A 14,144-nucleotide genomic window follows, 5' to 3' on the forward strand; every position below is an offset into this window, starting at 1 on the left:
GCGCCCTCCGTATGCCACGGAGGGCGCGACTCTTTAAGAGTTGCGGCAAAGGGGGTGCGGCGCGGCGCGGCGCGGCGCGGGGAGGCGGTGGGTCAGCGGCGGCCGATGGTGAGGGTGGGCTTGGAGGTTTCGGCGAAGAAGTCGTTGCCCTTGTCGTCGACGACGATGAAGGCGGGGAAGTCCTCGACCTCGATCTTCCAGACGGCTTCCATGCCGAGCTCCGCGTACTCCAGGACCTCGACCTTCTTGATGCAGTCCTGGGCGAGCCGGGCGGCGGGGCCGCCGATGGAGCCGAGGTAGAAGCCGCCGTACGCCTGGCAGGCTTTGGTGACCTGGCCGCTGCGGTTGCCCTTGGCCAGCATCACGTACGAGCCCCCGGCCGCCTGGAACTTCTCCACGTACGCGTCCATGCGCCCGGCGGTCGTCGGGCCGAAGGAGCCGGACGCGTACCCCTCGGGGGTCTTCGCCGGTCCGGCGTAGTAGACGGCGTGGTCGCGCAGGTACTGCGGCATCGGCTCACCGGCGTCGAGCCGCTCGGCGATCTTCGCGTGGGCGATGTCGCGGGCCACGACGAGCGGCCCGGACAGCGACAGCCGCGTCTTCACCGGGTGCTGGGCCAGCTCAGCGCGGATCTCGGCCATCGGCCGGTTGAGGTCGATCTTGACGACCTCGTCGGAGACGTCCTCGGCGGTGACCTCGGGCAGGTAGCGGGCCGGGTCGGTCTCCAGGCGCTCCAGCCATACCCCCGATGGGGTGATCTTGGCGAGGGCCTGGCGGTCGGCGGAGCAGGAGACCGCGATGGCGACCGGGCACGACGCGCCGTGCCGGGGCAGCCGGACGACGCGCACGTCGTGGCAGAAGTAGCGCCCGCCGAACTGCGCGCCGATGCCGAAGTTGCGGGTCAGCTCCAGGACCTCGGCCTCCAGCTCGACGTCCCGGAACCCGTGCGCCAGCATCGAACCCGAAGAGGGCAGGTTGTCCAGGTACTTCGCCGACGCCAGCTTCGCCGTCTTCAGCGCGTGCTCGGCCGACGTGCCGCCGATGACGATCGCCAGGTGGTACGGCGGGCAGGCGCTGGTGCCGATCAGCCGCAGCTTCTCGTCCAGGAAGCGCATGAACGACGTCGGGTTGAGCAGCGCCTTCGTCTCCTGGTAGAGGTACGACTTGTTGGCGCTGCCGCCGCCCTTGGCCATGAACAGGAACTTGTACGCGTCCGGGTGACCGTCCGGGTCCTCGGCGTAGAGCTCGATCTGCGCGGGCAGGTTGGTGCCGGTGTTGCGCTCGTCCCAGGTGGTCAGCGGGGCGAGTTGCGAGTAGCGCAGGTTGAGGCTGGTGTACGCCGCGTGCACGCCCCGGGCGATGTTCGCCTCGTCGTTGCCGTCGGTCAGCACGTGCCGGCCGCGCTTGCCCATCACGATCGCGGTGCCGGTGTCCTGGCACATCGGCAGCACGCCGCCGGCCGCGATGTTCGCGTTCTGCAACAGGTCCTTGGCGACGAAGCGGTCGTTCGGCGAGGACAGCGGGTCGTCGATGATCGAAGTGAGCTGGGCCAGGTGCGCCGGGCGCAGGTAGTGCGCGATGTCGTGCATCGCCTCGGCGGTCAGCTGGGTGAAGATCTCCGGCTCGATGGTGAGGAACTTGCGCCCGCCCGGCCCGCTGACGACGTCGACGCCCTCGTCGGTGACGAGGCGGTAGTCAGTGGTGTCCGCGCCCAGGGGCAGCAGCGAGGAGTAGGCGAAGTCAGTCACGCGAAAAAGGGTACTCATGTGCCATCGGGTCGCAGAATTCGCGCCCTGGCTAATCGAACGGGAGGTAACCGAGATCACGCCGCTGGCCCAACAGCAGGCCCTTGTCGTCGGCGGCGAGCACCTCCGCATCCGACTTGACCTCCTTGCGGACCTTGCCGTCCTCCGGGTTCAGCACGAGCACCCGGTTCGGGCCGCGGTCGGACACGACGACCACGGTGCCCCGCAGCGCCGCCGAGGCCTCCGGGCTGATCTTGCGGTGCCACAGCGCCTTGGGCTTGCCCGGGTTCCTGCCGTCGGGCACCACCGCGCTCAGCCGCCGCCCGTCGGTCGAACGCACCAGGGCCAGCCCGTTGGTCACCCCCACGATGTGCTCGCCCGGGGCGCACAGCAGCACCTGCTCGCCGAGGCCCGCCTCGATCAGCTGCTCCCTGCCCTCGATCGTCAATCCGACAAGCGCGCTGTCGGTGCCCATCGGCAGCCGACGCTGGTCGCAACCACCGCCGTCGAAGGTGCGCAGGTGCTGCCCGGCGGGCAGGGGCCACACCCGCTGCCGGCTCACCGCGTCGAGCGCGACGACGGCGACGTCGCAGCCCCCGTCGCGCGGGTTCGCGGTGCTGCGCACAATACGCCCGCCAGCGACAATGATCTTGTCGCGGCGGCCGGGCTCCAGGGGTGGATCCAGCCGCGGCTCCGACCGGCGCGGATCGACGACGTACACCTTGCCGTCTATCGGGAAGGCCAGCAGCTCCGGGCGGCTGCCCGGCTCGTGGCGGTCCGCGATCCGGTCCGAGGGGATCGGCTGCGTGCCCAGCAGCTCCGGATTGTCGGCGAAGAGCACGAAACCCATGCCCGGCAGGCCGGTGGACCAGATCTTCGTGCCGGTGCCGGGCGCGCGGCCGGTGACCTCGCAATCCTTGGGCGTACGGCAGGCCACGTCGACGACCTCGTCCCGGTACGTCCACACGGCGGAGGCCTCCTCGTTGCGCCACACCACCGCACCCGTCCGCGGATCCAGCGCCTGATACCCCTTGACCAGCAGCTTTCCCGCGACGATGACCGGCTTGTCGGCCGGGCCGGCGACCGCAGCCCAGTCCGCCTCGGTCGCGAAGTTGCGCCGGCCGTTGAACCGGCTCAGCGCCTCGACCGAGTCCCGGTGCTCGACGATCACGTAGTCGTCGGTCAGCGTGACGGTCTGCGGGGTGCTGCCGAGCCGCTCCTGCCAGCGCGGCAGTGGATCGGAGACCGGGCCGCTCGTGTTGAGCCAGGCCCACAGGTCAGGGAACGGGTTCCAGACGCCGGTGCTCACGAGCACGGTCAGCGCCACGGCCACTGCCACGAGCCAGCCTGCGCCAGCCCTCCCCTGAGCCATCCGGCCACAGTAGCCAGGAAACCGTCAAACGTGAGTGACTGTCCGATTCACCCGTGTCGGGCGGCTTTCCCCACCAGCGGCAGCGTCCGGTACGGCAACTGCTCGGCGAGCGCGATCAGCGTGGACGCGCGCACGATCCCGTCGTACGCCACGATCTCGTCGATTACCCGCTGCAGGTCGGCATTGGACCGGGCCACGATCCGGCAGAGCAGGTCGCCGCCGCCGGTGATGGTGTACGCCTCCAGCACCTCGGGGATCGTCGACAGGTGCGCGGCGACCGGGTCGTGGCCGCCGCTCTGCCGGATCTCCAGGGTCACGAACGCGGTGACGCCGTAGCCGAGCGCCGCCGGGTCCAGCTCCGGGCCGAAGCCCTTGATGACCCCGCGCGCGACGAGCCGGTCCAGCCGGGCCTGCACGGTGCCCCGGGCCACCTTCAGGCGGCGTGAGGCCTCCAGCACACCGATCCGCGGCTCGGCCGCCAGCAGCTCGACCAGTCGTACGTCCAGCTCGTCGACCGTGGAAGTCACCGGCTCATCATGTCACCGGGGCAGCCGGGTCACCTGTCCGGCTTGCTCGGTCCACACCTTCCTGAGGTCATGATGTGCGAGCATGAGAAGCCTTGATAACGATTTGATAACTGGTCAATATGTCCAGCGGATCGCCGCCCACACCAGTCGTTCTGCGCAATCTGATCAGTGATTGATGAGACAGTTGCCCAGCTCACGGCGCTGGGTAAATCTTTGCCCATGACCGCTGTAGCTCACCCGGCCGCCACCCACGCGTCGCCGGAGACGACCGACCCGTTCCCGGTGAAGGGTGTCGACCACATCGCCTTCCTGGTGGGCAACGCCAAGCAGGCGGCCCACTACTACTCCACCGCGTTCGGCATGACCCTGGTCGCCTACCGCGGCCCGGAGCAGGGCTTCCGGGACTACGCCGAGTACGTGCTGACCTCGGGCAGCGCCCGCTTCGTGCTGCGCGGCGCGGTGCACGCGGCCGCCCCGGGCGCCGACCACCACGCCCGCCACGGCGACGGCGTCACCGACATCGCGCTGGAGGTCCCCGACGTCGACGCCGCCTACGCGTACGCGGTGGCGCACGGCGCGACCGGCGTGCAAGAGCCGTACGACGAGAAGGACGAGCACGGCACGATCCGCATCGCCGCGATCGCCGCCTACGGCGAGACCCGGCACACCCTGATCGACCGCTCCGGCTACACCGGCCCGTTCGAGCCGGGCTTCGTGGCGCGCGAGCCGATCGTGGACCGCTCCGCGGCCGTCGCCGCGGGTTCGCCGAAGCGCTTCTTCCAGGCTGTCGACCACGTCGTCGGCAACGTCGAGCTGGGCCGCATGGACGAGTGGGTGGAGTTCTACCACCGTGTCATGGGCTTCACGAACATGGCCGAGTTCATCGGCGACGACATCGCCACCGACTACAGCGCACTGATGAGCAAGGTCGTCGCCAACGGCACCCGCAAGGTGAAGTTCCCGCTCAACGAGCCGGCGATCGCCAAGAAGAAGTCGCAGATCGACGAGTACCTGGAGTTCTACGGCGGCCCGGGCGCGCAGCACATCGCGCTGGCCACCAACGACATCCTGGCCACCGTCGACGCGATGCGCGCGGCGGGCGTGGAGTTCCTGGCCACCCCGGACTCGTACTACGACGACCCGGAGCTGCGGGCCCGCATCGGCAACGTGCGCGCCCCGATCGAGGAGCTGAAGAAGCGCAAGATCCTCGTCGACCGGGACGAGGACGGCTACCTGCTGCAGATCTTCACCAAGCCGGTGCAGGACCGTCCGACGGTCTTCTTCGAGCTCATCGAGCGGCACGGCTCGCTCGGCTTCGGCAAGGGCAACTTCAAGGCCCTGTTCGAGGCGATCGAGCGCGAGCAGGACACCCGCGGCAACCTCTGACCGCACCGATAGCACCCCGACGGGCGCCTGCCGACGCGTATGCCGAGGTAGGCGCCCGTCTCACACCCCGGCGCGGACCCTGCACGGCTGCGCGGACATGGAAGGATGTCGCGCATGACCTCCCCCTCTCCTGCCACTCCACCGGGCGACCCGGTGCAGTTGCGCGGCCCGGTGCCGCCGCAGGGCGCTCCCGTGCCAGGCTTCGTCCCGCCCCAAGGTCCACCCGCTCCGTGGGCCGGCCAGCCCACCGGCTGGGTGCCACCGCCACAGCAGGGCGCGTGGCCGCCCCCCGCCGTCCCGTTCGCGCCGAACGGCCAGCCGCTGGCGAGCTTCGCCGACCGCCTGCTCGCCTACCTGCTGGACGGCCTCATCCTCGGCCTCATCGGCATGGTCTTCACCGTGCCGCTGATGATCCTGTGGATGGTCACGGTGATGGACTGGACCGCGGCGAACAGCGGCTACAGCGACGCGTACGGCCAGCCCGTGCCGGACGAGTTCTTCCAGCTCTTCGGCACGATGATGGTCGTGTTCGCCGGCATCATCGCCGTCAACATCGCCCTCACCTACCTGTACCTGGTCGAGTACCAGCTGCGTAAGGGCGGCGAGACCGTGGGCAAGCGGGTGATGAAGCTGCGCGTGATCAAGGTGCAGCCCGGCGAGCTGCTGACCCGCGGCGACCTGACCAAGCGTTGGGCCGTGGAACGGATGGCCGGCATCTTCGTGCCGTTCTTCAGCTACCTCGACGGGTTCTGGCAGCTGTGGGACAAACCGCTCCAACAGTGCCTGCATGACAAGGCGGCGAAGACCGTCGTGGTGAAGGTCGGTTAAATAGCTGTCATGACGATCAGTCCTGGGTGGTACAAGGACCCCGCCGATCCCAGCACGCAGCGGTACTGGGACGGCGAGGGCTGGCTCGGCGCGTCCCTGCCCGCCGACGCGACGCCACCGGACGGGCCGCCCGCCGCGCCCCCGCCCCCGCCGCCCGTGAGCCAGCCGGTGCACAAGGTCGACGAGCCCGGGAACGGTTCGGCGCCCCCGGTGCTCCCGCCGGCCGGTGGGACGCCGCCGGCCGGGCCCGGCATGCAGCCGCTGCCTCCCGGCTGGCCGCATCCGGTGCCCCAGCCGCCGGTACGCCCGCACGGCATGCCCCTGGCCACCCCCGGGGCGCGGCTGGTCGCCCGGATCGTGGACACGATCGCGCTGGTGCTGCTCAACGTCGTGGTCAACGGCTGGTTCATCTACCTGTTCCTGCGCGAGTACATCCCCTTCACCCAGGCGATCACCGACAAGTGGATGGAGACCGGGGAACTGCCGCTCGACATGGAGCGGCCGGCGCAGATGGACGCGCTGCTCCTCGTGATCATCCTGATCGCGCTGGCTTTGTGGTTCGCCTACGAGGTGCCGGCGACCGCGCACACCGGGCAGACCCTGGGCAAGCGGCTCGCCCGCATCAAGGTCGTCCGGGCGGAGAACCTGGACCCGCTCGGCGTGGGCCGGGCCTGGCGGCGCTGGAGCCCGCTGGCCATGCCGCTGCTGCTGCTCTCCTGCTGCGGCCCGTGCTTCGTCATACTTCAGTTTGTCGACGTCATCTTCCTGCTGATCGACCGCCGGCAGCGCATGGCCTGGCATGACCGTTCGGCTGGCACCTACGTGGTGCGCCTGCCCGACCCGGTCCGTACCGACAAGAGGAGCGCATCATGAGCGAACGCAGCAAGCGCGGGCTGACCAGGCCCGACCTGGACGCCCTGCCCAACTACGTGCCCGGCCGCTCGGTGCCCGGCGCGATCAAGCTGGCCAGCAACGAGGTGCCGTACGGGCCGCTGCCGGGCGTGGTCGAGGCCGTCGCCGACGCCGCCGCCAACGTGCACCGCTACCCCGACATGGGCGTGGGCGCGCTGCGCGACAAGTTCGCCGAGCGGCTCGGCGTGCCCGCTGAGCGCGTGGTGACCGGCTGCGGCTCCGTCGCGCTCGCCGAGCACCTGGTGCGGGCCACCTGCCTGCCCGGTGACGAGCTGATCTACGCCTGGCGCTCCTTCGAGGCGTACCCGATCATCGCGGCCACCACCGCGGCGACCTCGGTGCGCGTGCCGAACACCGCCGAGCACGGCCACGACCTGGCCGCGATGGCCGACGCGATCACCGACCGCACCCGGCTGATCCTGGTCTGCAACCCGAACAACCCGACCGGCACCAGCGTGCGCAAGGCGGAACTGGACGAGTTCCTCGCCGCCGTGCCCTCCGACGTGCTCGTCGTGCTGGACGAGGCGTACAAGGAGTTCGTCACCGACCCGGCCGTGCCCGACGGCGTCGAGGTCTACGGCGACCGGCCCAACGTCGCGGTGCTGCGCACCCTGAGCAAGGCGTGGGGCCTGGCCGGCCTGCGCATCGGCTACCTGGTGGCGCAGCCCGAGGTGGCCGCCGCGGTGCGCAAGGTGGTCACCCCGTTCTCCACCAGCATGGCCGCCCAGGCCGCGGCGCTGGCCGCGCTGGACGCCGAGGAGGAGATGCGCCGCCGCTGCGACCTGGTCATCGCCGAGCGCGACCGGGTGCAGATCGCCCTGGCGAAGCTGCTGCCGGGCGTGCCCGCCAGCCAGGCCAACTTCGTCTGGCTGCCGCTGGGTGACCGGGCGGTGGCGTTCGCGCAGGCCTGCGAGGCCGAGGGCGTCATCGTGCGGCCGTTCGCGGGCGACGGGGTGCGCGTCACCATCGGCACCGCCGACGAGAACGACGCGCTGCTGCACGCCGCGGAGAAGTACTTCGTCTGACCCGTACCCACGAAAAAGACCGCCGCCGGCCCGAGGGCCGGCGGCGGTCTTTGTTCTGTCAGTCCTCCCCGCCGGACCGTCAGGCCCGGCGGGGAGGTTCACCTGTCACGCGGCGGCGACGGTGATCTGCCTGGTCGTGCTGGCCGCCTTGCCCCAGCCGTCGGTGACGGTGAGGGTCAGCGTGTACGTGCCCGCGGCCGGGAACGTGTGGGCCGGCGCCGACGAGGTGCTCGTCGCGGTGCCGTCACCGAAGTTCCACAGGTAGGTGAACGTGTCGCCGGTATTCGGGTCCGCGGACCCGACGCCGGAGATGTTGCACACCAGCAGCGTGCAGGACGGGGTGTTGATGACCGGCGTCGGCGCCACGTTGCCCGCGGGCTCCGTGATGGTCACCGGCAGGGTCTTCGTCGCCGTCAGGCCGTACTCGTCCTTCACCGTCAGCGTCACGTTGAACGTGGCCGCCGAGGTGTAGGTCTTGGTGGCCACCGCACCGGAGCCGGAGCCCTGGCCGAAGGCCCACGAGTACGTCAGTGCCGGGGTGTTCTCGTCGGTCGAGCTGCGGCCGTCGAAGGTGCAGACGTTGGCCGCGCAGGACACCGTGAAGTTGGCGACCGGGGCGACGTTCGGCGGCACCTGGACCGTCACGGTGACGTCCACCGACGGGTTCGTGGCGAACCCGTGCTGGTCGACACCGCGCACCTTGACCGTGTACGTCCCGGCCGGGATCGCCGGGGTGGTGTACGAGTAGTTCGAGCCGGGCGAACCGGGCGAGTTCAGGAACGCGCCCCGCCAGCTGGCCGACGTGCTGGTGAACGTGCCGGACGAGCTCATGTAGCGGCCCAGGCTGTCCACGATCGCCACCTGTGCCTCGGCGATCTGCTGGTCGTCCTCGACGCGGCCGCTGACGAAGATGCGCGCGTCGGTGAAGACCGCGCCGTTCGCCGGCTGCATCAGGGTGGTCGAGACCACCGGCGGCAGGTCACCCGGGTAGATGGTGTACGTCGCCGTCGCACCGCTGGTCGAGGTGTCCTGCTGGCCCACGGTGTCGTACGCGTACGCCGTCACCGAGTACCGGCCCTGCACGGGCAGGTCCGTCGACAGCGTCCAGGTGCTGCTGGTGCCGTTCGGCGTGGCCAGCACCGCGTCGCGGGTCGCGAACGCGGCACTGAGCGTGCCGTTGGCCTGCAGGTAGCGGCTGCTGTCCAGCTCCCGGATGGCGACCTTGACGCTCGCCACGCCGAAGTCGTCGGTCGAGGTGCCGGCGAGGTCGAGGTGCAGCACGTCGGCGACCTGGTTGCCGGTGACGTTGAGCAGGCCGTTCGGCGGGTTGTCGCCGGGGATCTGCGCGTTGATCGTCAGTCGGCCCTGGTTGGCGCTCGCCGTCTCCAGGCCCAGGTCGTCCGCGGCCTTGACCGAGAACGAGTACGCGCCCGGCTTCAGCGTGAACGGCGTGGTGTACGACCAGTTCAGCGACGTGGCGTTGAGGTTGGGCGGGGAGACCCGGTACCAGCCTGCCTGCACGTCGGTGCCCCAGGTGCCGTCGGAGGCCAGGTTCTCGCGCGTGGTGCTGTTGCGCAGCTGGATCTCGACGAAGTTGAGGTTCTGGTCGTCGGTGGCCGTGCCGCTGAAGGTCAGCGTGCCACCCGGCGCCACGGTGAGCGGCGCGGTCGCGGTCGGCGGGTTCATCACCGCGGGGGCGGCGATGGTGACCGACGGCGCGATGCCGGTCGAGCTGATGATCCAGGTGCGGTCGGTGGTGTCGAGCGAGGACTGGGTGCTGTCCGACGGCGTGACCTGGATCTTCCACTCACCCTCGTACGGCACCGTGATCTCGGTCGACCAGGTGGTGGTCAGACCGCCCACGACGTCCGGGTCGATCCGGAACGTGTTGAACGTGCTGGCCACGGAGCCGTCATCCTGCAGGTACCGGTTGTTGCCGTCGCGCATGGTGTAGCCGATCGACTGCACGCCCTTGTCGTCGGTGGCGGTGCCGGTGACGGTGAACGTGGTCGACGGCACGACGCTACCCGACGGGCCCGTGATCGACGCTGTCGGCGGACGGTCGTCGAGGCTGAACGTCTCGAACTTCTTGACCGCCTTGGTCGCGTCGCTGCTGCCGTTGTTCGCGAACGACTTCGCGAACACCTTGATGCGGCGGTTGCCCGTGATCGTCACCGGCAGCGACCAGTTGCTGGCCGCGGTGTTCGGCGAGGCCAGGTTGGTGTTGATGATGGCCGCCGAGCCCCACGTGGTGAGGTCGGGCTGCAGGTAGCGGTTGGTGTCCATGTCGACGATCTCGACCTGCACGCGCTTGAGCGAGTTGCCCGTCGCGGTCGCCGAGCCCGTGATCGTGAACTCCTGGCCGGCCGGCTTGACCTGGCCCTCGATCGGCGTGGCGATCTTCGTGTCGTACGGCGAGGCCGCCGGGATCGAGTTGAAGTCGTAGAACGCGACCCGGCCGACGTTGTAGCCGCCCTGGGTGGTCGCGTCACCGCCGGCGAACAGACCACGCGGGGTGGCCAGCATCGCCTTGTTGCCCTCGTACGAGTTCGAGCCCGGGTTCCACTCGATGGCCTTGCCGTTGCTCGGGTCCAGCGCGCCGATGTGGTCGCGGCGGACCACCGCGTCGCCCAGGCCGTAGCCGCTGAGGCCCTGGCCCGTGCCGTAGCCGACGTCGTCCAGACCCGGCCACGGGTCCGGCGCGGTCTGCGACTCGTTCCAGGAGAAGTGGCCGCCGATGTACACGGCGTTCTCCGTGATGGCGACCGAGTAGAGGCTGTCGAACGCCCGCGAGATCCACTGCGGCTGGACCAGGTCGTTGCCCGCGATCGGGAACGCGATGGCCGTGTCGTTGATCGGGGGCCGGTCGCCGCCCGAGCCGCTGGTCACCACGAAGAACTGGTCGTTGGGCGCGATGTCGCCCGCGTAGATGCGCTGGATGCCGCCGACGAACTGGAGGTTGTCCTCCCACAGCCGGGTGCGCCAGGGCAGCAGCTGGTTCGTCGTGGTGTCGATGAGGCCGACGCCGTAGCGGTCCTGGTTCGCGATCTTGCGCGCGGTGTGCACGACCAGCAGCTTGGTGTCGTCGTGCGTGAGCACCAGGGCCTGCACGGTCAGCGCACCGTCGACGCCGATGCCGCCGGACAGGTTGTTGTTGAAGCCGGTCACCAGGGCACCGGTGGTCGCGTTGACGGCGGCGAGGCCGACGCGCGCGGTGTTGTTGATGAGCGTGAACTGACCGCCCAGGTACACCGTGGTGTTCGTCGCCTCGATCGAGGTGCCCGCGCCGTTGGCGTTGGCCGTGAAGCCCGCGATCGGCGCGCCCGTGGTCAGGTTCAGCGACGCGAACTTCTTCTTCGACACCCCGTTGATGGTGTTGAAGCGGCCCGCGACGAACAGCTTGGTGCCGTCGGGCGACGCCTCGACCTCGGTCACCCCGCCGCCGGCGAACACCGGCTTGAAGGTGGTGTCGATCAGGCCGGTGTCGATGTTGAAGGCCAGCAGGTTCGCCTGGTTGACCACCGTCGTGTTCGTCGACGTGTTGTTGCGCGCCGATGTGAAGGTGCCGGCGATGAAGACCCGGCTGCCGACGTACGCGATGTCCGTGATCTCACCCGAGGTGATACGCGGAGTGTTGGTTCGCGGAACATCCGGGACGATTTTGGTGTGGTTGGGCTTCGGCTGTGCCGCCGAAGCAGTGGACGCGGTCACGAAGACGGCGCCCACAATGGACATAGCTCCGAGTAACGAAGCTGTGACTACAGATGCCACGCCTTTGCGTGTGCGCACGGTTGATCCCCCACGCATTCAGAATCCCCAAACCCAGGTGGAAGTACAGCTTCCCCCGGAAGCCTAGGGAGCACCCTCTCAAGGCAGCCGACGGTCGGGAATGGGCTCTTCGCCTCAACCGATGGTCCGAGTGGGCAATGAATACCGGAACCCCCGTCCGATGCTGAAATCAACACCCCGCTGACCTGCGCACATGTATTTCACTCGGGGAATGTGAAATACCCAGTCGCACTTACGACACCCGCCCGGGTGACCCCTGCCACGCTGTGGTTTTGCCGCTTGGGTGCCGACCGTCAGACGGCCGGCGACCGGGTCGCCACCGCGTCGCCCGGCCATCACCTGGCCGAACGCCCTCGAAAAGCGGCCAAGCCCCCGTAATAGGGTGCACCTATGAGGTGGCGGACCCTGCCCCGCGGCGCGAGGCTCGCGGTGATCGGCGCAGTCTCGGTGGCGCTGCTGGCGGCCGCCGGACTGGTGGCCTGGCGCGTGCTCGGCCCGGCCGACGTCGTGACACCGGCTACCAAGCCTTACCCCGAGCCGGTCGTCCCCGCCCCGGGCGCGATCGGCGTGCTGGTCTCCGCCCCGCTCGTGCTCGACGACCGGATCCGCGTGTTCGCCACCAAACGGCAGGTCTGGGCCGACGCACCCCCGAACTTCAAGTACGAGCGCAGCGCGCTGTGGTCGCTGCGCCGCTGGCCCGCACAGCTCATCGGCGTCGTCGCGGTCGGCGGCGGCAGCCCTGTCGTGGTCAGCTCCTGGTCCGACGGTGAACTCGTCGGCACCGACGCCCGCACCGGCACCGTCGCCTGGCAGATCCACGCCGAGCCGCTCGGTGACGCGTACACCGGCCGGCGCACCGGGGCGTCCACCGTCTACCAGCCGTCCGGCCTGTTCACCACCGACGGCTCCGTGATCGTCGCCGGCCCCGCACACGTCACGGCATACGACCCGACCACCGGCGCCCAGCGCTGGCAGGTGGCCGCGCCTGTGGGCCGGGACTGCCGCGGCACCGACCTCACCTCGGACCGCCAATACCTGGTCCACGACACCTGCACGGGCACCGTACGGCGCATCGACACCAACACCGGCACGGCGCTTTCGGACCTGGGCAGCGGGCCGACCACGGCCGAGCCGGTGTCCTGCGCCGTCGGCCACTCCCGCTGCCAGGGCATACGCCTCACCAGCGCCACTGGCACCGAGGCCCTGCTACTGTCCGGGCCGGACACCGAGCCGTCACCGCCGCTCGCGGCAGCCGGCTCGCTCCTCTCCGCCGGTTTCGTCGTCACCGCACCGGATCCGGCCGCCGTCACCCGCCTCGACGGCCACGACCCCCGCACCGGTGCCGTGCGCTGGACCTGGCAGCCCCCCACCGGTGACACCACACCACCGCCGCGCCTACTGGCCGCCGCCGACGACCGGGTGCTCCTGCTCGCCCCCGACCACACCCTGATCGCCGTCAGCGCCACGTCCGGCAAGGAACTCTCCCGCTCGTCCCTGCAGCTGTACTACGAGCCCGACTTCACGTACGACCTGGCCCAGGTGCACACCTCCGGCCGCTACCTGGCCCTCGTCCGCACCCTCCCCGGCGCCCCCACCACAGCCCCCGACGACGACTATTACCTCACCCCCCGCACCGTCCTCCTCGCCGCCTCCTGACCCACCCACCCATCTGGGTTGATCATGAATTTATGGCACGGTTCGACGGCGTGTCGCGGACACAGCCTCCTGGTGACCTTGCAGATCATTCATCGGGTACGGGCGTCGACGTCCAGCCACTCGTCGGTGCCCCGGCAGCGGTCCAGCCCCACCGAAACGAACTCGTCGGCGTCCCGCCGCCGACGGATCGCGCCGAGGTGCGCGAGAACCTGGGAGATGGGACTGCCGATGGCGGGGAACGGCTCATGCTCGCCGACGTACATCGGCCCGATCGCCAGCTCCCCCCGAGCCCAGAGCGCCGCCCTCTGCGTACCCACGCCACCGAGGTAGTCGGCCTCGACGTAACCCAGCGGACCTGCCTTCGACCAGTTGGAAAGCACGTTCTCGAAGCCGCCCGGCAGCTTCCAGAAACGCAGACCGTCACCGCGGCTGCCATCCGTGGCGGCGTCGAAGAGCTCATCTGTCATGGGGATGAGGGCGAAACCCTGCCGCAGCGGCACGACCACGGCACCGGGTTGCTCTGCGGCGACCTTGCGGAGGACATCCTCTGCGCCGATGACTGCCTGCAGGCCGTAGCTCATCCGATCCCGATCCTCCCCCGCCGGCCGCCCTGACGATCCGGCGGCGCGACTGCTGGCACCCGGGCAGTGCACCGGGTGCCGCAGATTCTGCCCCGAGGGCCGGGAACGCTCAACCTGAGGGGGCACACCAGTCCGCCACCCGCGAAACCGCACCTCGGCGCGACTCTCCGTCGCGAAACCAATGCGGACACAAAAAAGGGCCCCGTGGCAGGGGCCCGAAAAGAGGCGATAAACGCGTCAAGGCCCGACCGTGAATGGTCGGGCCTTGAACAGCGATGTTTGTCCGGCGGTGTCCTACTCTCCCACAACGTCCCCGTTGCAGT

At 69.8% G+C, this 14,144-nt stretch carries 10 protein-coding genes; 5 read left to right on the forward strand and 5 right to left on the reverse strand.

Features of this window, described 5'->3' with window-relative positions:
• Positions 1-92 precede the first annotated feature (92 nt).
• The 3 genes from AB0B66_RS43445 to AB0B66_RS43455 form a co-directional block, all read right to left on the reverse strand.
• Complete coding sequence (locus tag AB0B66_RS43445) at positions 93-1,748, reverse strand: fumarate hydratase (protein ID WP_360541481.1); 1,656 nt, start codon at positions 1,746-1,748, stop codon at positions 93-95.
• Positions 1,749-1,797: 49 nt separating this feature from the next.
• Positions 1,798-3,084, reverse strand: coding sequence for a hypothetical protein (locus AB0B66_RS43450; RefSeq protein ID WP_360541483.1), 1,287 nt, complete (start codon positions 3,082-3,084; stop codon positions 1,798-1,800).
• Between the two features lie 80 nt (positions 3,085-3,164).
• Positions 3,165-3,644, reverse strand: a complete 480-nt coding sequence (locus AB0B66_RS43455; RefSeq protein WP_360541485.1) for an Lrp/AsnC family transcriptional regulator — start codon at positions 3,642-3,644, stop codon at positions 3,165-3,167.
• Between the two features lie 219 nt (positions 3,645-3,863).
• Between AB0B66_RS43455 and hppD the strand changes: the two genes are divergently transcribed.
• From hppD to hisC, 4 genes are all read left to right on the forward strand, one after another.
• A complete protein-coding gene (hppD, locus tag AB0B66_RS43460) occupies positions 3,864-5,030 on the forward strand; it encodes a 4-hydroxyphenylpyruvate dioxygenase (protein WP_360541487.1) in 1,167 nt (388 codons plus the stop codon).
• 114 nt (positions 5,031-5,144) lie between these two features.
• Positions 5,145-5,858: an RDD family protein gene (locus AB0B66_RS43465; protein ID WP_360541489.1), complete on the forward strand. Its 714-nt coding sequence runs from the start codon at positions 5,145-5,147 to the stop codon at positions 5,856-5,858.
• A gap of 9 nt (positions 5,859-5,867) precedes the next feature.
• A complete protein-coding gene (locus AB0B66_RS43470; protein WP_360541491.1) occupies positions 5,868-6,731 on the forward strand; it encodes an RDD family protein in 864 nt (287 codons plus the stop codon).
• Positions 6,728-7,795 (forward strand): histidinol-phosphate transaminase, encoded by a 1,068-nt coding sequence (gene hisC / locus AB0B66_RS43475; RefSeq protein WP_360541493.1) that lies wholly within the window; start codon positions 6,728-6,730, stop codon positions 7,793-7,795. Before AB0B66_RS43470 ends, hisC begins: the two co-directional genes overlap by 4 nt.
• Positions 7,796-7,900: 105 nt before the next feature.
• Here hisC and AB0B66_RS43480 read toward each other — a convergent pair whose 3' ends face one another.
• Complete coding sequence (locus AB0B66_RS43480; RefSeq protein WP_360541495.1) at positions 7,901-11,530, reverse strand: PKD domain-containing protein; 3,630 nt, start codon at positions 11,528-11,530, stop codon at positions 7,901-7,903.
• A 444-nt stretch (positions 11,531-11,974) separates the two neighbouring features.
• On the opposite strand from AB0B66_RS43480, the gene AB0B66_RS43485 reads away from it, so the two are divergent.
• Positions 11,975-13,240: a PQQ-binding-like beta-propeller repeat protein gene (locus AB0B66_RS43485; protein ID WP_360541497.1), complete on the forward strand. Its 1,266-nt coding sequence runs from the start codon at positions 11,975-11,977 to the stop codon at positions 13,238-13,240.
• A gap of 89 nt (positions 13,241-13,329) precedes the next feature.
• On the opposite strand, the gene AB0B66_RS43490 is transcribed toward AB0B66_RS43485, so the two are convergent.
• Positions 13,330-13,821 (reverse strand): hypothetical protein, encoded by a 492-nt coding sequence (locus AB0B66_RS43490; protein WP_360541499.1) that lies wholly within the window; start codon positions 13,819-13,821, stop codon positions 13,330-13,332.
• Positions 13,822-14,144: the final 323 nt, after the last annotated feature.

It is taken from the genome of Catellatospora sp. NPDC049111 (assembly GCF_040648615.1).
Classification (GTDB): Bacteria; Actinomycetota; Actinomycetes; order Mycobacteriales; family Micromonosporaceae; genus Catellatospora; species Catellatospora aurea.

What these genes read in the sequence shown, in the direction of transcription:
- hppD (WP_360541487.1), top strand. Translation starts at nt 3,864, where the DNA reads ATGACCGCTGTAGCTCACCCGGCCGCCACCCACGCGTCGCCGGAGACG.
- AB0B66_RS43465 (WP_360541489.1), top strand. Translation starts at nt 5,145, where the DNA reads ATGACCTCCCCCTCTCCTGCCACTCCACCGGGCGACCCGGTGCAGTTG.
- AB0B66_RS43470 (WP_360541491.1), top strand. Translation starts at nt 5,868, where the DNA reads ATGACGATCAGTCCTGGGTGGTACAAGGACCCCGCCGATCCCAGCACG.
- hisC (WP_360541493.1), top strand. Translation starts at nt 6,728, where the DNA reads ATGAGCGAACGCAGCAAGCGCGGGCTGACCAGGCCCGACCTGGACGCC.
- AB0B66_RS43480 (WP_360541495.1), bottom strand. Translation starts at nt 11,530, where the DNA reads ATGTCCATTGTGGGCGCCGTCTTCGTGACCGCGTCCACTGCTTCGGCG.
- AB0B66_RS43485 (WP_360541497.1), top strand. Translation starts at nt 11,975, where the DNA reads ATGAGGTGGCGGACCCTGCCCCGCGGCGCGAGGCTCGCGGTGATCGGC.
- AB0B66_RS43490 (WP_360541499.1), bottom strand. Translation starts at nt 13,821, where the DNA reads ATGAGCTACGGCCTGCAGGCAGTCATCGGCGCAGAGGATGTCCTCCGC.